This is a genomic window from Rhodococcus sp. C-2, from assembly GCF_027854095.1.
GTDB classification, from domain to species: Bacteria; Actinomycetota; Actinomycetes; order Mycobacteriales; family Mycobacteriaceae; genus Rhodococcus_F; species Rhodococcus_F qingshengii.
The window spans coordinates 399,215-421,691 of record NZ_JAQGFI010000001.1; the positions used below are offsets into that span (position 1 = coordinate 399,215).

Consider the following 22,477-nt stretch of genomic DNA (forward strand, 5'->3'; position numbering starts at 1 on the left):
GTGTCGCTCGGCCGGCCGACCACGATCCACCCGCGATACGGAGGACTACAGCAGTGCCGAGTAACGAGCAACGCCGCGAGGCGGCGAAACGCAAGCTCGAGCGTCAGCTCGAACGTCGCGCAGAACGTGCCCGCAAGCGAAAGCAGATGACGATAGCCGGAACTGCACTCGGCGTGGTCGTCGTAGTCGGCGTCGTCGGTGGACTCATCTGGCTGAGCAATCGCAGTGACGACGACGCGAACACCACCAACACTGCTGCCGACGACTCGAGCCTCACGCCACAGACCGCGGGTGCAATGCCGGCCGGTCTGTCGACGCCACTGGCCGACACGGTTTCCTGCTCGTATCCAGCCGACGGCGCTACCGCGTCCAAGGCCAACAACCCTCCTCGTACCGACGGGATTCCCACCACCGCGCCGGACGCGACGCCGAGCATCAGCGTCGAGACCTCGCAGGGAAACATCGGGCTCACACTCGACGGAACGAAGTCTCCGTGCACCGTCAACAGCTTCGTGAGCTTGGCGCAGCAGGACTACTTCAACGACACCACCTGCCACCGCATGACGACGAGCCCCTCGCTCCAGGTGCTGCAGTGCGGTGACCCGTCGGGCACCGGCACCGGCGGACCGGGCTACGGCTTCGACAACGAATTCCCCACCACGGCGTATTCCACCACCGACCCGGCAGCGCAGGAGCCCGTCACCTACGCGCGCGGCACGGTTGCGATGGCCAACACCGGGGCACCCGGTAGCAACGGCAGCCAGTTCTTCCTCGTCTACGGCGACTCACAACTCCCCCCGCAGTACACGGTTTTCGGCACGATCGACGAAACCGGGCTCGCCACTTTGGACAAGGTCGCGGCCGGCGGATCGACGCCAGAGGGTGACGGCAAGCCGAATCTGACCACCGACATCAAGACAGTAAGGCTCGACTGATGCGACGTAATCCTGTGATGCGCTTTCCTGTAGTTATTGCCGCCGCAAGCGCCGCGGCGCTGCTTCTGGCTGGTTGTTCCAGTGATTCCGGTAGCTCGGACTCGCCGTCCAGCACCTCCAAGGCGAAGACGACAACGGCTGCCATGCCGCCGCTCGACATGTCACAGTTCGACGCACTCCCGCCTGTCCCGACTCCGGCCTCGGCGACCGTCGACTGCTCGTACCCGAGCGCGGCGGGTGCAGCAAAAACCGTCAATCCGCCGAACTCCACGGGTGTGTCCACCGAGGGAACCGTCAACGTCGCGCTCACGACTACGGCCGGCCCGATCGGGATGGAACTGAACCGGGCGGAAGCCCCCTGCACGGTCAACAGCATCGTGAGCTTGACCGAGCAGAAGTACTTCGACGACACCCCGTGCCATCGACTCGTCACCACACCCGGTCTACAGATCCTGCAGTGCGGCGATCCCTCGGGCAAGGGCACGGGCGGACCGGGCTATGGCTTCGACAACGAGTACCCGACCACTGCCTACCCGGCTAACGATCCGGCACTCTCCTTGCCTGCCGTCTACCCCCGCGGCACGCTGGCAATGGCCAACTCGGGTAAACCGGGCAGCAACGGCAGTCAGTTCTTCCTCGTCTACGAGGATTCGGTCTTGCCGCCCAACTACACGGTCTTCGGAAAGATCGACGACGCCGGCCTGGCGACGATCGAGAAGATCGCGGCCGACGGCGACGATGGTGGCATGGGAGCAACCGGCGGCGGTGCACCCAACACCCCGATCACCATCGAGACTGCAGTAGTCGCCTGACCCCCTGTGCGCCTTTATTAACCGCCCGCGGTTAATAAAGGCGCACAGCAGTTTACGAGGCAGAGGTCACGCGGTAGACGTCGTAGACGCCTTCCACGTTACGAACCACGTTGAGAACATGACCCAAGTGCTTCGGGTCACCCATCTCGAAGGTGAACTTGCTGATCGCCACTCGGTCACCTGAGGTGGTGACCGAGGCCGACAGGATGTTCACCTTCTCGTCGGCCAACGCCTTGGTGACGTCGGAAAGCAACCGATGACGATCGAGTGCCTCGATCTGGATCGCGACCAGGAACACCGATGTCGCTGACGGTGCCCATTCGACGTCGATGATTCGCTCCGACTGATCGTGGAGCGAGTTGGCGTTGGTGCAGTCGGTACGGTGCACGCTGACCGCGCCGCCACGCGTGACGAAGCCCAGAATCGAATCGCCCGGTACCGGCGTGCAACACTTCGCGAGTTTTGCCACCGTGCCGGGTGCTCCGGGAACCAGAATTCCGGAGTCACCCGTACTGCGGGTGCGCACCGGCATGGTCGACGGCGTCGAACGCTCGGCCAGTTCCTCCTCGACGGCGCCGACGCCGCCCAGATGAGCAACCAGTCGCTGCACGACGTGGTGCGCCGACACCTGACTCTCGCCTACGGCCGTGTACAACGCCGAGACGTCGGGATAGCGAAGTTCGTGCGCGATCGTGCTCATCGATTCGGCATTCATCAACCGCTGCAACGGAAGTCCCACGCGGCGGACTTCCTTCGCGATCTGATCCTTGCCGGACTCGAGCGCCTCTTCGCGGCGTTCCTTCGCGAACCACTGCCGGATCTTCGCCTTGGCACGCGGCGAGACGACAAACGTCTGCCAATCTCGGCTCGGCCCGGCGGTGGCAGCCTTCGACGTGAAGACCTCCACCACTTCGCCGTTTTCGAGAGTTCGTTCCAGCGCGACCAACCGACCGTTGACCCTGGCACCGATGCATCGGTGCCCGACCTCGGTGTGCACCGCATACGCGAAATCGACGGGAGTCGATCCGGCAGGCAACGTGATGACGTCACCCTTCGGCGTGAAGACGAAGATCTCCTTGACCGCGAGGTCGTAACGCAACGATTCGAGGAACTCCCCCGGATCGGCCGCTTCACGTTGCCAGTCGAGTAGCTGACGCATCCACGCCATGTCGTCGACCTCGGCGATGTCGCCCGCGTGCTTGCCCTTGGTCTCCTTGTACCGCCAGTGCGCGGCGATACCGAACTCCGCGGTCCGGTGCATGTCCTGGGTCCGGATCTGGACCTCCAGGGGCTTGCCTTCCGGTCCCACGACGGTGGTGTGCAGCGACTGGTAGACGCCGTAGCGCGGCTGTGCGATGTAGTCCTTGAAGCGTCCGGCCATCGGCTGCCACAGTGAGTGGACAACGCCGACCGCGGCGTAACAGTCACGCACTTCTTCACACAGGATGCGGACGCCGACCAGATCGTGGATGTCGTCGAAATCGCGGCCCTTGACGATCATCTTCTGATAGATCGACCAGTAATGCTTGGGCCTGCCTTCGACGATGGCGTTGATCCGCGAGGCGGACAGGGTCGAGTTGATCTCGGCGCGAACCTTGGCCAGATAGGTGTCACGAGAAGGCGCGCGATCGGCGACCAGTCGAACGATCTCGTCATACTTCTTCGGGTGCAAGATGGCGAATGAGAGGTCCTCGAGTTCCCACTTGACGGTCGCCATTCCAAGTCGATGTGCAAGTGGCGCAATGACTTCGAGAGTCTCTCGCGCCTTACGTGCCTGCTTTTCTGGCGGCAGGAATCGCATCGTGCGCATGTTGTGCAGACGATCCGCGACCTTGATCACGAGCACGCGCGGGTCCCGCGCCATCGCGATGATCATCTTGCGGATGGTTTCGCCCTCGGCGGCGGTGCCCAGAACGACCTTGTCGAGTTTGGTGACGCCGTCGACGAGGTGAGCGACCTCGTCACCGAAGTCCTTGGTCAACTCTTCGAGTGAGTACCCGGTGTCCTCGACGGTGTCGTGCAGAAGGGCTGCGACGAGGGTGGTGGTGTCCATACCCAACTCGGCCAGAATGCTTGCGACGGCCAACGGATGCGTGATGTACGGATCGCCGGACTTGCGCCGCTGGCTCGAATGTCTGTCCTCGGCGACGTCGTACGCACGCTGGAGCAGCGCGAGGTCGGCCTTCGGATACAGCTCACGGTGGAGGCTGACCAACGGCTCGAGCACCGGGCGGATGGTGGCGTTGCGCTGACCGGTGATGCGCCGAGCAAGCCGAGCGCGCACCCTACGGGAGGCGGAAGCGGGCACGGCCAGATTCTGCCCACCCCGATTGCCGGTAGTTTGCGCAGATCCCGAATCGTCGGGCACCGCGGACTTCGATGGTGTCGTCTCCGGAGCCGGAACTGCACCCGTCTCCTGCGACACTGCACCCGAGTTCTGTGATCGATCAAGATTCGACGTCATGTCGCCACCTCCTACCACCGAGTTGGTTGAGGCAACCGCCCTGCATCGGGTAATTGCCCTGGAGGTCTAACTCGACCCCCAGGAGACAACTTTAATACTCAGACCTTCACCAGTGATGTCAGTGGGTACTTCAAGAAGCGATCTCGACCGCGCAGTTCCTCGATCTCGAGCACCACTGCGACGCCGACGACGTTCGCTCCACCCAACTCGACCAACTGTACAGCCGCCTCGAGTGTCCCTCCGGTAGCCAGAACGTCGTCGATCACCAGAACATTCCGCCCCGTGAGATCGAAGCCGTTTGCGGGAATCTCGAGAGTCGAGGATCCGTACTCGAGGCTGTACGAACGAGAGAGCACCGGCGGCGGCAGTTTGCCGACCTTCCGCACGGCAACGACTCCCGCACCCATCTTCGCGGCCGCACCGGCACCGAGCAGGAATCCACGAGCATCGACGGCGGCGATCGTGTCGGCGTCCGGAGCACAGGCGACAAGGGCATCGAGCACGGCCCCGAACCCCTCGGCGTCGGCGAACACCGGAGTCAGATCGGCGAACCGAACACCGGGACCGGGAAAGTTGTCCGCCCAGCGGGTCAGCCGAACAACGGCGTCCCCGGCAGCCCGGTGGATTGCGATCAATTCTTCAGTCGTGTGCAAGGCAACACCATTCGAGACGCTCATCTGCGTAGTACCCATCTGTCCATGTTCCAGCCGGTAGCGGCCCGAGTCGGATTGACCAACACTGCCGACATGCCTGGAGCTACAGCGACAGTTCGTAGTTGATTGAACAGTGGAATCGTAGGCACCTGGGTCCACAGGATGTTCTCCGCCTCCACCGAGAGTCCCAATTGCGCACTCGTGCTCGCATCCACGTTCAACTGATCGATGATCTGATCGATCCTGGCATTTCCGTACGTACCGAGGTTTGCGCCGTTGCCCGATCGCAGCGCTCCACGCGCGTCGATCATGCTCGCTGTTCCGCCTGCGCCGACTTTGCCTGCCATGCCGGAAAGCACGGCGTCGACTCCCCCAGTCTGCAGACTCGCAGGATCGAAGCTGTCGCTACTTGCGTCCTCGACCGTGATTCCCGCCGGAGCACACGCGGCTTTCGCTTCGGAGACGATCTGCGCCCGCACCGGGTCCGGTGCGAGGTACCCGACCCGGACGGTCAACTGGTCGAGGTCGGCTTCCGACAACGACGTCTTCGCAGCCTCGATGTCGGCATTGGCGTACCGATCACCGTCGACCGCAGCGGCGTCGCTGTAAACGAGTGAATCCGGCGCCATCAGTCGCGAATCGACCACGCCGGAACCCAGACCCGCCTGCGGCGCATTCTCCGTCTGCCCGAACTTCTCGAACAGGGTCGTCCGCGGAACACAATGCGCGAACGCTCGACGGGCGGCTTCGTCGCCCAGCGAACCAGAGGTCGCGAGAACGAACTGCTCGATCGACCGCGACGGAATCTGTTGGACGTCGAACCCGGACGGAGTACCGAGTTCGCCAGCCGAGCCGGAAGCGACGTCGACTACCTCGATCGAGTTCTTGTCGAGATCCTCGGTCAGATTCACACCACGTGGCCAGACGACGATGCGATCGGTCGCCGGCTTGTTGCCCCACCACCGCTCGTTCGCGACCAGCACCAGGCCGTCGTCGGCACTGTACGAGTCGATTCGATACGGACCAGCGGAGGGCAGTACGGAGGTGTCCACCTGACCTGGAGTCAGGTTCCACCCGGTGTTCCAGAAGTCCGCGATCTTCGACAACGCTTCGGTGTCACCGGCATTCACCGCGCTCACCACGTCGCCCACTCCGGCGCGCTGCGTCACGATGTGTGAAGGCATCAGCGCAGTCGCACCGAACAACGACCGCCAATCGGTGAACGATCGCCCGGGTTTGAAGAACACCGTCGCGTCCTTCGCCCCGCTCTGGCAGTCGATCCGGTCGATGTCCGCGTATCCGAGATTGTTCGCCGTGTCGAACATGGGCTTCACGGCACCATCGACGTCTTCGGTGAACTTGCCACTCGACGCCGCCCAGGTGAGGACGAGATCGTCACAGGACATCGGAATCCCGTCGGAGTACACGGACGCCGGATTGAGCTTGTACGAGACCGTGAGCACGTCACCGGGCAACTCCGACGCCGTTCCGATGTCGGTGTCGGAGACGGGTGCTCCGGCCGGGCCGGTGAACGTGAAGCCGGGAAGCACCCGGCCGAACGCGGCCATCGCCCCGGACACCGATCCAGCTGTCGTGTTGGCGTTGTACGTGGAGATGGAGTTGTCGATGGCATATCCGATGGACGGAACCTGCTCGGCGCTTTCCGAGCAGGCCGCCAACGAACCCGCAGCCACAACGGTGGCCGCAACGAACGTCATCGATCGAACCAGTGTGCGTGTTCTTGGGAGCATGTTCAGTGCCCCTTCTTGTTTCGCTTTCCGGTCGGCCGCGCACCCGGCTGCGGAGCAACCGGCGCACGGCGTGCAACTGGTGCGCCGACGGCTACCGTCTGCGTACCCTTCTCGGCCAGCGTAGCCCGGCGCGAGAGCACCTTACGAGTGTGCGCGGCAACGGGTCCCCAGCGTTCCTTCATCGACACCAGGAGCGGCGTCGCGAAGAAAATCGAGGAGTACGCACCCACGATGATGCCGACGAGCTGAACGAGCGCAAGGTCCTTGAGTGTGCCGACGCCGAGCATCCAGACCGCGACAACCATCAGAGCGATCACCGGGAGCACGCTGATGACGGTCGTGTTGATCGATCGCATCAAGGTCTGATTCACCGCGAGGTTGGCCTGCTCGCCGTACGTCCGGCGCGTCAGATGCAGAACACCGCGGGTGTTCTCTTCGACCTTGTCGAACACCACCACGGTGTCGTACAGCGAGAAACCGAGAATGGTGAGCAAACCGATCACCGTCGCGGGCGTCACCTCGAAACCGACGAGCGAGTAGACGCCGGCAGTGACGATGATGTCGAAGAACAACGCAACGATCGCAGCTACCGCCATGTCTCGCTCGAAGCGGATGGCGATGTAGATACTCACGATCACCAGGAACACAATCAGCGCGATCAGCGCCTTCTTGGTGATCTGGCCACCCCAGGTTTCACTCACGTCCGCAAAACTGATGGCTTGCGCCGACGGGTTCCCGTTCTTGTCCTTGGGCTGGAACTCGTCGAAGAGAGCCGACTGAAGATCGTTGATCTGCGTCGCGTTCAACGTCTCCGACCGGATCTGCACGGTTGCGCTGGCACCCGAGCCGACTGTCTGCACGCTGACCGGTTCGAACCCGAGTGTGTCGGAGTAGACGGTTTCCACCGCCGACGTCTCGACTCCGCCCTCGGCCGGGAACTGAATGCGTGATCCGCCTTCGAAATCGATACCGAAGGTGAAGCCGCGCAGAATGATGCTCAGCAGCGCAATGGCGACCAGAGCGCCGGTCAGTCCGTAGTAGAAGCGACGCTTGCCGACGACCTCGAACGCACCCGTTCCGGTGTACAACCGCGAGAGCCAGCTGTGCTTGGGCATCGCGCCCTGATCGACGCCTGAGTCGGTGATCTCCGACCGGGCCGCCGCATCGGCGGACTCGGCGGCGGAACTGTTGGTGGACCCCACCGGGGAGTTGTTGGACTCGCTCATGCTCGTGTCTCCTTAGCCGACGCAGCGGCGGCAACCTTACGTTCGCGGGCAACCTCTTGCACTGCGCCAAGACCGTTGACGCTGGGCTTGGACCAGAACGCCGAACGGGACGCCATGCTGACCAGTGGCCACGTCACGAGGAACACGACAATCACGTCGAGAATGGTCGTCAGACCCAAGGTGAAGGCGAAGCCGCGCACCTGTCCGACCGCAAGCACGTACAGAACTGCGGCGGCGATGAAGCTCACCGCGTTGCCGGAAAGAATTGTTCGGCGTGCTCTTGCCCAACCGCGTGGCACCGCCGAGCGGAAGCTACGGCCCTCACGCATTTCGTCCTTGATGCGTTCGAAGAACACGACGAACGAGTCGGCGGTCATACCGATACCGATGATCAGACCAGCCATGCCGGCCAAGTCGAGCGTGAAGCCGATGTATCTGCCGAGCAGAACCATGATCGCGTAGACCATGACTCCGGAGAGAATCAGCGACAACGCCGTCAGGACGCCGAGCATGCGGTAGTAGACGAGGCAGTACAGCAGAACGAGAACGAGACCGACCGCGCCGGCGATCAATGCCGCCTGCAGTGAGGCCAGGCCGAGCGTGGCCGAGACCGTCTCGGCCTCAGAGGCTGCGAACGAGAGCGGAAGCGAACCGTACTTCAGTGTGTTGGCAAGTTCTTTGGCACTCTCGGCAGTGAAACTGCCCGTGATCGAGGTGGCGCTACCCGCAGGCGTTGCACCTTGAATCGTGGGAGCGCTGACGACCTTCGAGTCGAGCGTGAACGCTGCCTGCTTGCCGATGTTGGCTGAGGTGAACTCGGCCCAGGTGTTGCTGCCGGTCGTCTTGAACGAGAGGCTGATCTCATGGCGCGACTGCTGCGAGTTGAAGACCGAAGACGCGTCGGCAATCTCCTGTCCGTCGATGATCGAAGGACCGAGGAGATAGATGTTCAGTCCGTCTTGCGAGCAGGCGACCAGCGGCAGGGTCGGGTCGTCGTTTCCACGGAGCGGATCCGCGACGGAGCAGTCGAGGTTCGCCACTGCTTGCTGCTGCACTGTCGGATCGCTGCTCTGCCGGAGGGCGCGCGCTGCGGCGATTTCCGCTGCTGCTGCGTCGCCTTCGTCGGTGCCGTCGCTCGGAGCGTCCCCGGTGGGGGCCGGAGTCGTTGTCTGCGGCGCGGGCGTTGCCTCGGGAGTAGTCGGGTCCTGAGCCAGGAACGGACGGTTCTGCGGCGTCTGCGTCCCGTCAGCGGGTGCTTCGGGGGCCGGTGCATCAGTGGCCGGAGTTTCGGCCGCCGGCGCCTCAGGCGTAGCTGTCCGATTCGCGTCACGGGTGGCGACGTCGATCGAACCCGTCACCGGGCGGATGTACAGACGAGCGGTCTGGCCGAGCGAGCGAGCCTGCGCACTGTCGTCGCCGGGAACGGTGATGACGAGGTTGTCACCGTCGACAACGACCTCGGAACCGGAAACGCCGAGACCGTTGACGCGGGTCTCGATGATTTCCTGAGCCTGCTTGAGACTGTCCTGACTGGGAGCGCTGCCGTCCGGGGTACGAGCGGTCAACGTGACGCGCGTTCCACCCTGCAGGTCGATGCCGAGTTTCGGCGTGGCCGACTTGTCTCCAGTGAAGAACACCAGGGCATACAGTGCCACTACCAGGACCCCGAAAAGGGCCAGGTAGCGGACCGGATGCACCGTTCCGGTGGAAGGTGCCACGATCTTCAAGTCTCCTCGGTAGGTGCAGAGCTTCAGTAAGTGCACGGCTCGGGTGGTCGACGACCACCCGAGCTGCGGCGTTCGAACTGCAACGATTGATCAACGGGGTGAACTGAGCTGCTGGTGTAAGAGCGGACAAACCGATCTGGACGTGTGTCCGAGTTCACAACTCTAGAACACGTACCAGTTCGACGAAGTCAGGACTCCTTGGTGAGCCGGATTTCGGTGTCGGCAGCAGACTCTTCGATCTCGGAAATCGAGTCGTCGTCGTACTCGTCGGTCTCGGTCGTCTCGACGACGCGCTCACGGATGACCAGACGCGACCAGGTGGTGATGACACCGTCCGCGATCTCGAGGTCCACGGTGTCGTCGTCCAGGGAAGCGATCGTGGCGTAGAGCCCGGCCGTGGTCTGCACCTGATCGCCGACCTGCAGCGAGTCCTGCATCTCGGAAGTCGCGGCCAAGGCCTTCTTCTGCTTGCGCATGCCCAGGAACATGGGCACCAGCAGTGCGAGGATCAAGAGGGGGAAAAGCAAACTCGACATGTGTTGATCAACCTCGGTTGTGTTGCACGTTTTACGCCGCGATGGTCCCGGATGGACCTACGCAATACACCAGTGTGCCATTAGTTGCTGAGGATTCCTGACAGATCGGCCGTTCAAGTAGGCCTTTCCAGTCGAAATTCACTCGCCGTTCGGATCGAACAACGTGGCCTGCGGTTCGTTGACACGAACCTCGATACCGCCCGCTGCGGCATCCGGCGGCGGTGTCATTCCGAGTTGAGTCCAAGCAGCGGCGGTAGCCACACGTCCTCGCGGCGTCCGGGCGATCATTCCGGCCCGGACCAGGAACGGCTCGCACACTTCTTCCACCGTCGACGGTTCCTCGCCGACGGCCACCGCAAGCGTCGACACGCCGACGGGCCCGCCGCCGAACGAACGCACCAAAGCACTCAGTACCGAACGGTCGAGACGGTCCAAGCCCAACTGGTCCACGTCGTAGACGGCCAAGGCCGCCTGAGCGACGTCCATGGTGACGATTCCGTCGGCGCGCACCTCGGCAAAGTCGCGAACCCGGCGCAGCAATCGGTTCGCGATACGCGGTGTCCCCCGCGAGCGTCGTGCGATTTCGGCACCGGCATCGACTTCGAGATCGACGCCCAGAATTCCGGCCGAACGCATCAGAATCTGTTGCAGCTCTTCGGGTTCGTAGAAATCCATGTGAGCGGTGAACCCGAAGCGGTCGCGCAACGGACCGGTCAGCGCACCCGACCGCGTAGTCGCACCGACCAGCGTGAACGGTGCAACCTCCAGAGGAATCGACGTGGCGCCCGGCCCCTTACCGACGACGACGTCGACACGGAAGTCTTCCATGGCCAGGTACAACATCTCCTCGGCCGGACGAGCGATTCGGTGAATCTCGTCGATGAACAACACGTCGCCCTCGACGAGGTTGCTCAGCATCGCAGCCAGGTCTCCGGCGCGTTCGAGCGCCGGTCCGGACGTCAACCGCAGAGAAGAGCCCAACTCCCCCGCGATGATCATCGCCATCGACGTCTTGCCGAGCCCGGGGGGACCGGACATCAGGATGTGATCAGGCGTGCTGCCACGAAGTTTTGCTCCGGTGAGCACGAGCTGCAGTTGTTCGCGAACACGAGGCTGACCGATGAAGTCGTCGAGACTCTTGGGGCGCAGACTCGCTTCGACATCACCGTCTCCCGCCACCAATTCGGCAGAGACCTGCGACTCGTCGTCGAAATCGTCGAGCGGGTCGAAGTTCATCGAGTCTTACCGAGCAGCGACAGAGCAGAACGCAGTGCGACCGACGTGGTGGCCTCGGGCGATTCCGCCAGAACTGAATCCGTGGCCTGCTCAGCCTGCTTGATCGGGAAGCCCAGACCTTCGAGAGCCTCGACGATCTGATCACGGATCGAGCTGCCGACGACGACGCCGGACGCCGCGCCGGCCGTCGTCGCGACGGCGTCGACCTTGTCGCGCAGTTCGACAACCATGCGCTCGGCGCCGCGTTTTCCGATACCGGGCACCCTCGTCAACGCCGTCAGGTTGCCTTCCGAGAGCGCCCGCCGCAGCGCGTCCGGTTCGAGAACTGCGAGAGTTGCCATCGCCAGGCGCGGTCCGACTCCGGAAACCGTCTGCAGGAGGCTGAACAGGTCCTTCGACTCGGTATCGGAAAAACCGTACAGCGTCATCGAGTCTTCGCGAACGATCATCGTCGTGAACAGTCGCGCTTCGCTTCCCCGGTGCAGCGCACCGAGAGTCACCGGGGTGGCATTGACCCGATAGCCGACACCTGACGCTTCGATGACCGCGTGATCGAGCGCAATATCGAGTACCTCGCCGCGTACCGACGCGATCATCGTGAACCTGCCTTCTTCGTCTCGGCCAATTTTGCCTGATACTTACGCATTTGTTCAGCGGCCATCGCCTCGGCGCGGGCCATCCGCTCGATCATCGGTGCTCGCCAGCAGTGACAGATCGCCAGCGCCAGAGCGTCGGCAGCGTCAGCAGGTTTCGGCGCCGTCTTCAAATTCAGAATTCGCGTCACCATCGCAGTGACCTGCGCCTTGTCGGCGTTACCGCTGCCGGTGACGGCGGCCTTCACCTCGCTGGGCGTGTGGAAACACACCGGAATGCCGCGTCTGGCGGCAGCGAGCGCGACAACTCCGCCTGCTTGCGCCGTCCCCATCGCGGTACTGACGTTGTGCTGCGCGAACACGCGCTCGATCGCGACCACCTCCGGCTTGTACTGCTCGATCCACAGTTCAGCCGCATCGGAGATCCGCAGAAGCCGAGAACCAAGGTCCATCTCGGCCGGAGTCCGCACCACGTCGACCGCAATGGGGCGCACTTTCCTGCCGTTGCTCCCGTCGACCACTCCCAACCCGCAGCGAGTCAAGCCTGGGTCCACTCCGAGCACGCGCACTTGTCACACCTCTCCATACCGAACAGCTGTTCGATAGCTTAGCGGTGCGCGGGACTACTACCCCGCATCAACACGCAACCCGGCCCGGACGCGGACGTCAGGACCGGGTTGAGTTGAAAAGCAATCAGTCTTCGAGAGCCGCGAGAACCTCGTCGGAAAGATCGATGTTGGTGTAGACGTTCTGCACGTCGTCAGAATCTTCGAGCGCGTCGACGAGCTTGAAGATCTTGCGTGCGCCGTCGACATCCAAGGGAACCTCGACGGAAGCGCGGAAATCGGCTTCAGCGGAGTCGTAGTCGATGCCGGCTTCCTGAAGTGCCGACCGTACGGCAACCAGATCCTGTGGCTCACTGACGATTTCGAAGGTTTCACCGAGATCGGTGACTTCCTCGGCACCGGCGTCGAGCACAGCCATCAGGACGTCGTCCTCCGACTGGCCGTTCTTCTCGAGTGTGACGACACCCTTGCGAGCAAACAGGTAGGAGACGGAACCCGGGTCAGCGAGGTTGCCACCGTTACGGGTCATCGCGGTGCGAACTTCACCGGCTGCGCGGTTGCGGTTGTCGGTGAGGCACTCGATCAGAACGGCGACGCCGTTGGGTCCGTAGCCCTCGTACATGATGGTCTGCCAGTCTGCGCCGCCCGCTTCTTCACCGGCGCCGCGCTTGCGCGCACGCTCGATGTTGTCATTGGGAACAGACGTCTTCTTCGCCTTCTGGATGGCGTCGTACAAGGTGGGGTTGCCCGTGGGATCGCCACCGCCGGTTCGTGCCGCCACCTCGATGTTCTTGATCAGCTTCGCGAAGGATTTGCCACGACGTGCGTCGATCACAGCCTTCTTGTGCTTGGTGGTGGCCCATTTTGAGTGGCCGCTCATGCGATTCAAGCCCCTTTCCTGCTGCGTTGCGCACGCCGAATGCGCGTCTTTCAGCTCTGCCGATGTTACCCGTCCCACGTCACAACTCGCTGCATCCCCCGACACGAATTAGTCAAACCGCGCATTGTTTGCATAGAATGCAAACATGTTGGTCCGAATAGATCACGCCTCCACAACTCCACTAGCGGAGCAGATTGCAGCCGGGGTTCGTGGCTCGGTCATCCGCGGTGAGATCGGACCAGGTGACCGCCTGCCGTCCGCTCGCGCTCTCGCCGAGTCGATCGACGTCAATCTCCACACGGTTCTTCGTGCGTACGCAACACTCCGCGACGAAGGCCTGATCGACCTCCGACGCGGACGTGGCGCCGTCATTCGCGCCGAGTTCGACTCGGGAAGGACAGCTCTCAACGAATCTGCGCGCGAGTTCGTACGGCAGGCCCGAAATCTCGGACTCGACACTGCGCACATGCTCGACCTCATCAAGGAGACCAGCACACAATGACGACCAGCAAGATCCGACTCTGGACAGCAGCTTCGCTGACTCTGATCCCGACCCTGATCCTGGTTCTCGCACGCTTCGCGTGGGGTGACCGCCTACCCGAGACCGTCGCGAGCCATTGGTCCGGATCGACCCCGGACGGCTTCAGCACCACGACGACGTTTTTCGCCATCGCGCTGGTGATTTCTCTGGTGGCTGTCGTTTGCGCCTGTGTCGTCGCGGCCCGTTCGAGCGACAACGCGCCCTTGTTTCTCGCCGTAACCTCGATCTCGAGTGCGACACTGGCGACGATCTGGATTCTGAGCGTCGCCCTGACGATCGACGCCGGGTCGCCGGAAGCCGCGCGTATCGGCTGGTGGATTCTTGCGCCGATCGCGGCGGTACTCGTAGGAGTTCTGGCATACGCGCTGCCTGACCAGCAACGAAGCGGCCCGGAGTCGCCACTGCCGACCCCGACGCTCGACACTCCGCTGACGGCCTCCGAACGTGCAGTGTGGGTCGGGCAGGTCCGCAGCGTCTGGCCGTGGATCGTTACCGCCGGCCTCGTAGTTCTCGTGATCGCGACTGCCGCGTACTCGGATTGGTGGGTTGCCGTGATCCTGGGTGTGTCCACCCTCGCCGTCACAGCATTCGCGTCGGTCACCGTGCGCGTCGACCGTCACGGTGTCGGCATCAGTTCCTGGGGCGTTCAATGGAAGAAGATCCCCATCTCGAAGGTGAAGTCCGCATCAGTCGACGCGATACGTCCGGCCGAATGGGGCGGATGGGGTTACCGAATGACACCGCGCGGAACAGCCGTCACTCTCCGCTCGGGTGAGGCCATCGTGGTCACTCTCGAGAACGGACGACTGTTCGCCGTGACCGTCGATCACCCGGAAGACGGTGTGAAGCTGATCAATTCGTTGGTTCAGGCTGGTTGATTCACGAACAACGTCAATTCACGAACAACGTCAACTCACGAACAACACGGCAGCGGCATTGCCGGCGAGGTAGAAACCGGCAATGCCGAATATCCAACCCATTGCGCTGTCGCCGTAGCGAGAAATCAGCGAGTCCACTCGGCGCAGCGGCTTGTCGAGGCGGTTGCCGGCCACGACCCGCCCGCACAACAGAAGCACTGCGGGCATGGCCATGATCAGGCAGTATCCGGCAAGTATCGACGCAGACGTGACTGCGGGCAGCCCAGCAGCGGTGATCATCGCGATCGCCGCCAAGTAGGGCAACATCGTCACCAATTCGGCGGTTCCGGCAGCAATCGCCAGAAGTACAACACTTCTCGCGGAACTGGCCGAGCCGAGCACCCGCTCTCGCCAAACATGGGTTCGATCGGCCTGACCGGATGTGCGTCTCTTCTCGGAATCGAATCGAAAGCTCCACGCGAACAACGCGATACCGAGAATCAACTGCGCAACGCGGGCGGCGGGGGTGTCGAGTAGCGGGGCGACGACAGGCATGCCTGCCCGTGCCGGCGTCCAGACGACCACCCCGACAACAAAATAGAACGTCGTGATGACCACCAGATATGTCAGCAGCCTGCGAACCTGCGGTCGTCCCGGCATCAACAACATCCAGACCGGGACGACCAAGGTTCCGATGCTCGTACTGTCCAGCAGGGCGAGCCCGCCCAGCGTGGTGAGCAGGACGAGTTCCACGTCAGTCGTTTCGGCGCTCGGGTATCGCTGTCTCCCTCGTTCGGACTGCATTCACGATGTCGAAGGCACCGATGATCGCGAGGATCACGCCGAGTGGTCCGCCGCGAAACCAGAAGAACTCGGCGTCACGCCCGAACAGCCACAGCCAGCCGCCACCGACGACCAAGAGAATGCCGATCATCAACTCGAAGCGAATTTTCATACGTCGAGCCTGTCTTCTCTATCGAATCCGCACATCAGCCATCGGAACAACGCCGACCTCATCATTTGGTATGACAAGTCAGGCGCCCCGATGTGCTCTGATAAGTCTGTGGTGACCAGAAGTCGGAGTGTCGGCAAGTGGAACGATCCGCTCACCGCCTTCGGCCTGTTCGCGATCGGGGTACTCCTCTACCTGGTCGGCCTGTACCAAATGTGGACCGATGTCGGAGGTGTCGCCGACGTTCCCGCCGGGGTTCGGATCGGGATGCTGGCATTGCTGTGTGCGATCGACTCGTTCCGGCGGGTGCGTCCGGCAACAGCTTTGGCGGCGGGGGCCGTCATCGTCGCGGTCGACGCTGCCCTGGGACCCACTCTGCCGATGTGGCTGGTCCTCTCGGATCTCACCTACGCCGCAGTTCTGTACGGGACGGCGCGGCTGGGCCGAGTGGTGTGTTCTCTGACCGCGGTGACGGTTGCCGCGCTCACCGCACTCGTCTACCTGTCCACCCAGGACGTCCGCGCTGCGGCTGGGGCAGGCGTGGTGACCGCTCTGTTCTTCGGTACACCGGTGTGGTGGGCACTGGTCATCCGTCGACAAGTCGAACTGACCGAGGCCGAACGCGAGCGTTCCAGAGTCCACGAAGCACTCGCCACTCTGGACCGCGAGGCCGCAGTCGCTCACGAACGAGCAACCATGGCGCGCGATCTGCACGACGTCATCGCAAGCCACCTCTCCGCCATCGCAATCCATTCGGAGGCGGCACTGTCCACCTCAGCTCTCTCCGGTGAACGGGGCCAACCAGACGACGGATTGAGGGAGATGATCGGAGCGATCAGATCGAGCAGTCTCGCGGGCCTTTCCGAGATGCGGTCGATGATCGAACTGCTCCACGCCGGGGACGACGAGACCCCGGATCCGCGTTCCTCTCCCCCGCGGCTGACCGAGTTGCCCGTCGTCCTGGACGCAGTTCGGGCAGCCGGCGCCGCCGTGCACGTTGCGATCGACATCGATACTGCCGACCTGCCGAGCGTGGTCGATCACACGGCGTACCGGATCACCCAGGAGGCGTTGACCAATGCGCTCAAGCATGCGCCTGGTGCACCGATCTCGATGTCGATCTCTCTCCAGCACAATGCATTACAGATCGAGATCCGAAACCCCGTCGGTCGCGACACATCCAGTTTTCGGGCGGGAACGCACGGACTTGCAAACATGCGTCACCGCGCCGAACTGCTGGGCGGTTCACTCGACGCACTTCCGGTCGACGGAGAATGGACGGTATGCGCACAGATACCGGTCCCCGCGCCGAACGGAACGGATCGGTGATCACCGTCGCCCTGGTCGACGACCACGCCGCGATCCGGTCGGGACTCGCGATGATCCTGCGGCAGCACGACGACATCGATGTCGTTGCAGAAGCCGGTGACGGAGCGTCGGCGATCACCGTCACCCGCACGCATCAACCCGACGTCGTACTCATGGACGTCCGGATGCCAGGCACCGACGGCATCGAGGCGACGCGTCAGATCATCGGGACGACCCGCAGCCGGGTTCTGGTGTTGACCACCTTCGACCTCGACGAATACGTCTTCGCGGCCCTGCGCGCCGGTGCTTCGGGATTCCTGCTCAAGACTGCGACCGCGGACGAGCTGACCAGCGCTATCCGCAACGTCGCGGCCGGAGATGCAGTGCTCGCTCCGCGCGCGGCGCGTGTCCTGATCGGCGAGTTCGTGCAGCGCGCACCCAAACCCACCGAACCGCTGGGATTGAGCGAGCTCACCGACCGTGAACGCGAGGTCCTCGCGCTGTTGGGGACGGGTATGTCCAACGCCGAACTGTCGCGTGAACTCGGAGTCGGTGCTCCGACGGTGAAGTCGCACGTGTCGCGAGTTCTGTCGAAGTTGCACCTCACCTCACGCGTCCAGGCGGCGATCCTTGCCCGCGAACTGGAGCTGTAGGTTCGGCCGAGGCTGACTACTCCAGTTATCCGCGAACCAGATCGACGAACATCTCGTGCACTCGACGGTCCCCGGTAACCTCGGGATGGAAAGAAGTGGCGATCACCGAGCCCTGCCGAACCGCGACGATCCGGCCCGCGGCCTCCCCCGCGGCGGCGGGAACCTGCGCAAGGACCTCAACGCCCGGCCCAACTCGCTCCACCCACGGCGCGCGGATGAAGACAGCGCGAATGGGATCACCGATGATGCCCTCGAACTCCAGGTCGGACTCGAAAGAATCGACCTGCCGACCGAAAGCGTTGCGGCGCACCGTCATGTCGATGGCGCCGAGATGCTCGGCGTCCGGCCGGGTGTCTAGTACCTCGCTGGCGAGCAGAATCATGCCCGCACACGATCCGTAAGCCGGCAGCCCGCCGCGGAGTCGCTCACGAAGCGGTTCCAGCAGCTCGAATACCTGCAGAAGCCGGCTCATTGTGGTGGATTCGCCACCGGGGATCACGATGCCGTCGACCTTGTCGAGTTCCTCCGGGCGCCGGATACCCACCGCATCCGCTCCCGAATCATCGAGTGCGGCAAGGTGTTCGCGAACATCACCTTGGAGGGCGAGTACACCGATCAACGGACGCGTCATCACACAGTTCCTGTCGTGTTCTCACGGCTGTTCTTGCTCTCATGGCTGTCGGGTTCGCGTTCGAGACGCGTCAAACCCTCCTGAACCACCGCTGCCACCATGTTGCCATCGCGATCGTAGATACGCCCCTGAGTGAGCGCGCGACCGAAACCTGCCGACGGCGACGTCTGGTCGTAGAGCAACCACTCGTCGGCCCGGAACGGACGCAGGAACCACATCGCGTGATCGAGCGAAGCAGTCTGCGTCTTCACGCCGCGGTGCGGGACTTTGGAAGTTCCGAGCAGGGTCATGTCACTGAGGTACGCGAGGGTGCAGATGTGCAGCAGCGGACGATCCGGCAGAGCCTCGCGGTAGCGCATCCACACGCGTTGTTGCGCGGCGAGATCCGGCGCTGACGCGCTCTGCTCAGCGGGCACAATTCTGATGTCCCAGTTCTTCCACTCCTGATAGAACTGCGATTCAGCCAACTTCGGAACGGTCTGCGCATCCGGCAAATCCTCCGGCGCCGGAACGGAGGGCATCCGGTCCTGGTGCTCGATACCTTCGTCGTCGACGTGGAACGAGGCCGACATCGTGAAGATCGTCTTGCCGTCCTGAACTGCATTCACCCGGCGGGTGCAGAACGAGCGCCCGTCGCGGATGCGGTCCACCAGGTAGACCGTCGGAATCTTCGGATTGCCCGGGCGCAGGAAATATCCGTGCAACGAGTGCACGTGGTAGCTCTCGTCAACGGTGCTCACGGCAGAAACCAACGACTGCCCGGCAACCTGCCCGCCGAACGTCCGTTGAAGTGCGGTGGGATGGACCGCACCACGGAAGATGTCCTTCTCCAGGTGTTCGAGCGCGAGGATCTCCTCGATACCAACCATGAGTCCTCCGAAAACATAGACCGCCGCACTGGGCGCGATGACGGTTCACAATATCGCCTCGGCGAGCGGGCACGGCACCATGGTGGGCGTGAGTACATTCATCCCGTCCAGTCCCCTCGCCTTGGCCGAGCAGATTGCAACGCTGAGCGGATCGTTTCCGTCGGTGGCGGTAGTAGCGATCGACGGACCTGATTGTGCACAGCCGTCTCGGCTCGCGGAACTGGTCGGCACCGCCGTCGAGTCGCGCAACAGGCCGAGTGCTGTTGTGTCACTGCACGACTACGTACGGCCGGCTTCGCTGCGATACGAGTTCGGCCACGAGGATACGCTGAGTTACCGCACTATCTGGTTCGACTATCGGGCACTCGATCGTGAAGTGATCACCGCAGCCCGCACCAAACGGGCGTTCTTGCCGAAACTCTGGGACGAACCCACCGATCGATCGGCTCGTTCGACCCGTATCCCCGTCCATGAGCGCGCGGTCATCGTGATCGCCGGTCCGATGTTGCTCGGGCGCGGGCTGGAGTTCGACGTCAGCGTCCGCCTGGACATGAGCGAACCTGCCATGCGGCGGCACACACCGGAGGCAGATCTGTGGACCGTCGAGGCACTCCTCGAACACCGATCAGAAGTGTCCGAGGAGGTCGATTTCGAGGTCAGATACGACCATCCGGCCCGGCCTGCGGTGCGGTCTCGCCAGTGAAGGTCTCACTGCGATTGATCTCACGTCGGCCGACCTCACTTCGGGCGATACAGCCTGGTCAGACCCTCCTGGACGACTGCAGCAACCATATTTCCTCGGCTGTCGAAGATTCGTCCTTGCGTCAGTGCGCGACCGAAGCCCGCTGACGGCGACGTCTGGTCGTACAACAGCCACTCGTCGGCGCGGAACGGCCGCAGGAACCACATGGCGTGATCGAGCGAAGCGCTTTGCATGGCGACGTCCATGTGGGGGCCGCGGGAAGATCCGAGCAGCGTCATGTCGCTCATGTAGGCAAGCGTGCACACGTGAAATACCGGGTCGTCCGGGAGTGCCTCGCGGGAACGGAACCACACTTGCTGCTGCGCGGCAGCGCCCGGACGTTTGTCGATGTCGGCCTTCGGCACCATTCGAAGGTCCCAATCGGACCACTCACGCGCCAGCCACGCAGTCTCGGGATCCTCCGAATCCTGGGCGATGGCCAAGGTCTCGGGGTCAGGAACGGGTGGCATCTCATCCTGGTGCTCGATGCCTTCGTCTTGGACGTGGAAGGACGCCGACATCGTGAAAATGGCTTGCCCGTCTTGAATTCCGGTGACCAAGCGGGTCGCGAACGATCGACCGTCCCGAACACGATCAACCAGAAAAACCGTCGGCTCCATCGGATTTCCCGGACGCAGGAAATATCCGTGCAACGAATGAACCGAGTAGGCCGGATCGACCGTGCGTACCGCCGACACCAATGCCTGTCCGGCGACCTGGCCGCCGAAAGTGCGGGTCAGGGTGGTCTCCGCGATGATTCCTCGAAAGATGTCCCGCTCGAGGCGTTCCAACTCCAGAATTTCTTCGATCCTCGCCATCGATGCTCCACATCTTCCCGTGTACCGACGTCTACCGACCTTCACACAATGCCTGACGCACCCCCGGCCACCAAAGTGGGCATCCGAAAACACTGAGCGACGGGGCGCATCGACTCAGAATGGCGGTGGATCGTCTCCGCCGTCGAAGGTCCTCCTCCGGGCCTTCTTCTTCATTCGGAGGTGCATTCGTAACCGCTGCCGCCGGCGTTCACCCCGCACACGAGCGGCTTTGTTTTCCAGACGTGTGCGCCGACGCCGACCACCCTCGGGCAGTACAGGCTCGAGCATTCCCGCCAGCAGACCTGACGGCCTCGTTCGGTAGCAATGTCCGGTCGGCGAGGTCAGCATGACACTCCGGTCCGGGTTCGAGATATGCAACCACTGACCGGAATGCTTGAGGCGGTGATGGTTTCGACAATACGCACTCAGATTCGACGCCACGGTCTTTCCACCACAAGTGGGATCGCGATGATCAAAGGGCTCAGTGTGATCAAGATCTGAATTCCATGCAGCGACATCGCAGTGCAACCACTGGCAGCTTCCTGCGATCACCCGCACCCAGGTGTCGAGGACAGCGCCGGGGCGGTAGACCGACGCCGAAGGAACAACGGGCGGAGGTACTGGCTCGCCCTCACCGGAAGACTCGAGCGCGGCATCGGCTGGTACCTTCACCTTCCGAATCAGCGCACCCGCGGCGATGTCACGCGCATGCTCTGCACTGATCACTCCATAACCGTCGAGGTGAGCGGGTTCGTCTGCACCTGGTGCGTCACCGCCCTGAAGCGTTGATTCCAGCATGACCACGTGAACCAACGGCCGACGCACCACCACAATCCCGCTTCGATCTTGTGGGCACTCGTCCCGGCCGCAATCGCACGGCAGAATCGTCGACCCGGATACCAACGCTCCCAATGCGTCAGCTCGTCGTTGCTCGTACTTACGGGAATCGTGTCGACACACCGACATTGCCAACTCCCGCAACCGACGGTCGAAAGCCCGTGCTTCCTCCGCCGGAATACTCCCCAATATCCGCGCCATTCCGTCCTCGGCAGCGCTCACACCCACGAACCGATCAGCCAGGGCGCGGCGTCGACGTTCGCGTATCCCCTCGGGATCCACCACGGCGACGATCCGGTCGATAGCCGCTGTCAATCGGCGACCCGTCAAGCCGGTACCGCCAGGCATCGGTGGCGCCGAGATCTTCTCGAGGAGTTGCCGTTCCACCTCGTCGATCAAATCGTCGGCTACGTTGGCCGTAGCGGAGTCGATCAATCCGACTCGATACAGATCCAGTTCTCCGCGCGCCATGGCGGCACGCGTGCGATGGAGGCGAGTCTTGAGAGAAAAGCCGAGACCGATCAACTTTCCCGCTGCGGCACGGCCCATGGTCAATGCCGCGCCGAGCTCGGCCTCAGCCAGTTCGTGAGCGGTAGACGACCAAGCACCGTTATCAGTGTGGTCAGCGCTGCGACGCTCGAAAAACTCGGCAATGGCAGCCAGTTTCCGTTCCACGAGCATCGATTCGCGCGCATGCAGATCGGCGATGAGATCGATGAGGGCGCAGTCGGATTCAGCACCGGACAGCTGCGCTGCGGTACCCGAACTTCCTACTCCGTCATCGAACATTCCTCAACATTATTCGAATATACGTTCGATATCCATGATTTCCAGGAATCCAGTCCGAACAATCCTGATTGACCGAAAATTGTTGAGGAGCAACCTTTGCG

General features: G+C 62.9%; 23 protein-coding genes. 7 read left to right on the top strand and 16 right to left on the bottom strand.

Annotated elements, in window-relative coordinates; genetic code table 11:
- The first annotated feature begins 53 nt into the window (after window positions 1-53).
- Together PCS43_RS01685 and PCS43_RS01690 are read left to right on the top strand one after the other, a co-directional pair.
- The gene (locus tag PCS43_RS01685) at window positions 54-935 is read left to right on the top strand and encodes a peptidylprolyl isomerase (RefSeq protein WP_003943303.1); all 882 of its coding nucleotides are present in this window, start codon (window positions 54-56) and stop codon (window positions 933-935) included.
- Window positions 935-1,747: a peptidylprolyl isomerase gene (locus tag PCS43_RS01690; protein ID WP_370333875.1), complete on the top strand. Its 813-nt coding sequence runs from the start codon at window positions 935-937 to the stop codon at window positions 1,745-1,747. Before PCS43_RS01685 ends, PCS43_RS01690 begins: the two co-directional genes overlap by 1 nt.
- 52 nt (window positions 1,748-1,799) lie before the next feature.
- Here PCS43_RS01690 and PCS43_RS01695 read toward each other — a convergent pair whose 3' ends face one another.
- The 10 genes from PCS43_RS01695 to PCS43_RS01740 form a co-directional block, all read right to left on the bottom strand.
- Window positions 1,800-4,211 (bottom strand): RelA/SpoT family protein, encoded by a 2,412-nt coding sequence (locus tag PCS43_RS01695; protein ID WP_003943344.1) that lies wholly within the window; start codon window positions 4,209-4,211, stop codon window positions 1,800-1,802.
- Window positions 4,212-4,309: 98 nt separating this feature from the next.
- Window positions 4,310-4,888, bottom strand: coding sequence for an adenine phosphoribosyltransferase (locus PCS43_RS01700; RefSeq protein WP_007732962.1), 579 nt, complete (start codon window positions 4,886-4,888; stop codon window positions 4,310-4,312).
- Entirely contained in the window at window positions 4,885-6,615 is a 1,731-nt protein-coding gene (locus PCS43_RS01705) for an ABC transporter substrate-binding protein (protein WP_064444555.1), read from the bottom strand. The genes PCS43_RS01700 and PCS43_RS01705 overlap by 4 nt, the downstream gene beginning before the upstream one ends.
- Before the next feature lie 2 nt (window positions 6,616-6,617).
- Entirely contained in the window at window positions 6,618-7,841 is a 1,224-nt protein-coding gene (gene secF, locus PCS43_RS01710; protein ID WP_007732958.1) for a protein translocase subunit SecF, read from the bottom strand.
- Window positions 7,838-9,559: a protein translocase subunit SecD gene (gene secD, locus PCS43_RS01715; protein ID WP_007732956.1), complete on the bottom strand. Its 1,722-nt coding sequence runs from the start codon at window positions 9,557-9,559 to the stop codon at window positions 7,838-7,840. Before secD ends, secF begins: the two co-directional genes overlap by 4 nt.
- A 197-nt stretch (window positions 9,560-9,756) precedes the next feature.
- Window positions 9,757-10,104: a preprotein translocase subunit YajC gene (gene yajC / locus PCS43_RS01720; protein WP_209908532.1), complete on the bottom strand. Its 348-nt coding sequence runs from the start codon at window positions 10,102-10,104 to the stop codon at window positions 9,757-9,759.
- Window positions 10,105-10,242: 138 nt separating this feature from the next.
- Complete coding sequence (ruvB, locus tag PCS43_RS01725; protein ID WP_209908529.1) at window positions 10,243-11,340, bottom strand: Holliday junction branch migration DNA helicase RuvB; 1,098 nt, start codon at window positions 11,338-11,340, stop codon at window positions 10,243-10,245.
- Window positions 11,337-11,936 (bottom strand): Holliday junction branch migration protein RuvA, encoded by a 600-nt coding sequence (gene ruvA / locus PCS43_RS01730; RefSeq protein ID WP_007732953.1) that lies wholly within the window; start codon window positions 11,934-11,936, stop codon window positions 11,337-11,339. The genes ruvB and ruvA overlap by 4 nt, the downstream gene beginning before the upstream one ends.
- Window positions 11,933-12,502, bottom strand: coding sequence for a crossover junction endodeoxyribonuclease RuvC (gene ruvC / locus PCS43_RS01735; protein ID WP_003943325.1), 570 nt, complete (start codon window positions 12,500-12,502; stop codon window positions 11,933-11,935). The genes ruvA and ruvC overlap by 4 nt, the downstream gene beginning before the upstream one ends.
- A 124-nt stretch (window positions 12,503-12,626) precedes the next feature.
- On the bottom strand, window positions 12,627-13,379 hold the full coding sequence (locus PCS43_RS01740) for a YebC/PmpR family DNA-binding transcriptional regulator (protein WP_007732951.1): 753 nt from the start codon (window positions 13,377-13,379) through the stop codon (window positions 12,627-12,629).
- Between the two features lie 145 nt (window positions 13,380-13,524).
- Here PCS43_RS01740 and PCS43_RS01745 point away from each other — a divergent pair, with 145 nt between their 5' ends.
- Together PCS43_RS01745 and PCS43_RS01750 are read left to right on the top strand one after the other, a co-directional pair.
- Entirely contained in the window at window positions 13,525-13,881 is a 357-nt protein-coding gene (locus PCS43_RS01745; protein WP_003943322.1) for a GntR family transcriptional regulator, read from the top strand.
- Window positions 13,878-14,798, top strand: a complete 921-nt coding sequence (locus PCS43_RS01750) for a hypothetical protein (RefSeq protein ID WP_058227940.1) — start codon at window positions 13,878-13,880, stop codon at window positions 14,796-14,798. The genes PCS43_RS01745 and PCS43_RS01750 overlap by 4 nt, the downstream gene beginning before the upstream one ends.
- A gap of 30 nt (window positions 14,799-14,828) precedes the next feature.
- Here the strand turns inward: PCS43_RS01750 and PCS43_RS01755 are convergent, their stop codons facing one another.
- On the bottom strand, window positions 14,829-15,530 hold the full coding sequence (locus PCS43_RS01755) for a GAP family protein (protein WP_065455697.1): 702 nt from the start codon (window positions 15,528-15,530) through the stop codon (window positions 14,829-14,831).
- Between the two features lies 1 nt (window position 15,531).
- Window positions 15,532-15,732: a hypothetical protein gene (locus PCS43_RS01760; protein WP_209908526.1), complete on the bottom strand. Its 201-nt coding sequence runs from the start codon at window positions 15,730-15,732 to the stop codon at window positions 15,532-15,534.
- A gap of 111 nt (window positions 15,733-15,843) precedes the next feature.
- Here PCS43_RS01760 and PCS43_RS01765 point away from each other — a divergent pair, with 111 nt between their 5' ends.
- Complete coding sequence (locus PCS43_RS01765) at window positions 15,844-17,058, top strand: sensor histidine kinase (RefSeq protein ID WP_270922989.1); 1,215 nt, start codon at window positions 15,844-15,846, stop codon at window positions 17,056-17,058.
- Window positions 17,013-17,690: a response regulator gene (locus tag PCS43_RS01770; RefSeq protein WP_054826058.1), complete on the top strand. Its 678-nt coding sequence runs from the start codon at window positions 17,013-17,015 to the stop codon at window positions 17,688-17,690. The genes PCS43_RS01765 and PCS43_RS01770 overlap by 46 nt, the downstream gene beginning before the upstream one ends.
- Before the next feature lie 25 nt (window positions 17,691-17,715).
- Here the strand turns inward: PCS43_RS01770 and pdxT are convergent, their stop codons facing one another.
- Together pdxT and tesB are read right to left on the bottom strand one after the other, a co-directional pair.
- Complete coding sequence (pdxT, locus tag PCS43_RS01775; RefSeq protein WP_007732937.1) at window positions 17,716-18,321, bottom strand: pyridoxal 5'-phosphate synthase glutaminase subunit PdxT; 606 nt, start codon at window positions 18,319-18,321, stop codon at window positions 17,716-17,718.
- On the bottom strand, window positions 18,321-19,190 hold the full coding sequence (tesB, locus tag PCS43_RS01780; protein WP_209908520.1) for an acyl-CoA thioesterase II: 870 nt from the start codon (window positions 19,188-19,190) through the stop codon (window positions 18,321-18,323). Before tesB ends, pdxT begins: the two co-directional genes overlap by 1 nt.
- Window positions 19,191-19,269: 79 nt before the next feature.
- Here tesB and PCS43_RS01785 point away from each other — a divergent pair, with 79 nt between their 5' ends.
- Window positions 19,270-19,893, top strand: a complete 624-nt coding sequence (locus PCS43_RS01785) for a hypothetical protein (RefSeq protein WP_042920002.1) — start codon at window positions 19,270-19,272, stop codon at window positions 19,891-19,893.
- Between the two features lie 35 nt (window positions 19,894-19,928).
- Here the strand turns inward: PCS43_RS01785 and PCS43_RS01790 are convergent, their stop codons facing one another.
- Together PCS43_RS01790 and PCS43_RS01795 are read right to left on the bottom strand one after the other, a co-directional pair.
- Window positions 19,929-20,750, bottom strand: a complete 822-nt coding sequence (locus tag PCS43_RS01790; protein WP_003943337.1) for an acyl-CoA thioesterase — start codon at window positions 20,748-20,750, stop codon at window positions 19,929-19,931.
- A 114-nt stretch (window positions 20,751-20,864) separates the two neighbouring features.
- Window positions 20,865-22,376, bottom strand: a complete 1,512-nt coding sequence (locus PCS43_RS01795; protein ID WP_064444551.1) for an HNH endonuclease signature motif containing protein — start codon at window positions 22,374-22,376, stop codon at window positions 20,865-20,867.
- Window positions 22,377-22,477 lie beyond the last annotated feature (101 nt).

Excerpts from the sequence above, each read along its gene's own strand:
- PCS43_RS01690 (WP_370333875.1), top strand. The coding sequence starts at position 935 with ATGCGACGTAATCCTGTGATGCGCTTTCCTGTAGTTATTGCCGCCGCA.
- PCS43_RS01695 (WP_003943344.1), bottom strand. The coding sequence starts at position 4,211 with ATGACGTCGAATCTTGATCGATCACAGAACTCGGGTGCAGTGTCGCAG.
- PCS43_RS01700 (WP_007732962.1), bottom strand. The coding sequence starts at position 4,888 with ATGAGCGTCTCGAATGGTGTTGCCTTGCACACGACTGAAGAATTGATC.
- PCS43_RS01705 (WP_064444555.1), bottom strand. The coding sequence starts at position 6,615 with ATGCTCCCAAGAACACGCACACTGGTTCGATCGATGACGTTCGTTGCG.
- secF (WP_007732958.1), bottom strand. The coding sequence starts at position 7,841 with ATGAGCGAGTCCAACAACTCCCCGGTGGGGTCCACCAACAGTTCCGCC.
- yajC (WP_209908532.1), bottom strand. The coding sequence starts at position 10,104 with ATGTCGAGTTTGCTTTTCCCCCTCTTGATCCTCGCACTGCTGGTGCCC.
- ruvB (WP_209908529.1), bottom strand. The coding sequence starts at position 11,340 with ATGAACTTCGACCCGCTCGACGATTTCGACGACGAGTCGCAGGTCTCT.
- ruvA (WP_007732953.1), bottom strand. The coding sequence starts at position 11,936 with ATGATCGCGTCGGTACGCGGCGAGGTACTCGATATTGCGCTCGATCAC.
- PCS43_RS01740 (WP_007732951.1), bottom strand. The coding sequence starts at position 13,379 with ATGAGCGGCCACTCAAAATGGGCCACCACCAAGCACAAGAAGGCTGTG.
- PCS43_RS01745 (WP_003943322.1), top strand. The coding sequence starts at position 13,525 with ATGTTGGTCCGAATAGATCACGCCTCCACAACTCCACTAGCGGAGCAG.
- PCS43_RS01750 (WP_058227940.1), top strand. The coding sequence starts at position 13,878 with ATGACGACCAGCAAGATCCGACTCTGGACAGCAGCTTCGCTGACTCTG.
- PCS43_RS01760 (WP_209908526.1), bottom strand. The coding sequence starts at position 15,732 with ATGAAAATTCGCTTCGAGTTGATGATCGGCATTCTCTTGGTCGTCGGT.
- PCS43_RS01770 (WP_054826058.1), top strand. The coding sequence starts at position 17,013 with ATGCGCACAGATACCGGTCCCCGCGCCGAACGGAACGGATCGGTGATC.
- pdxT (WP_007732937.1), bottom strand. The coding sequence starts at position 18,321 with ATGACGCGTCCGTTGATCGGTGTACTCGCCCTCCAAGGTGATGTTCGC.
- tesB (WP_209908520.1), bottom strand. The coding sequence starts at position 19,190 with ATGGTTGGTATCGAGGAGATCCTCGCGCTCGAACACCTGGAGAAGGAC.
- PCS43_RS01785 (WP_042920002.1), top strand. The coding sequence starts at position 19,270 with ATGGTGGGCGTGAGTACATTCATCCCGTCCAGTCCCCTCGCCTTGGCC.
- PCS43_RS01790 (WP_003943337.1), bottom strand. The coding sequence starts at position 20,750 with ATGGCGAGGATCGAAGAAATTCTGGAGTTGGAACGCCTCGAGCGGGAC.
- PCS43_RS01795 (WP_064444551.1), bottom strand. The coding sequence starts at position 22,376 with ATGTTCGATGACGGAGTAGGAAGTTCGGGTACCGCAGCGCAGCTGTCC.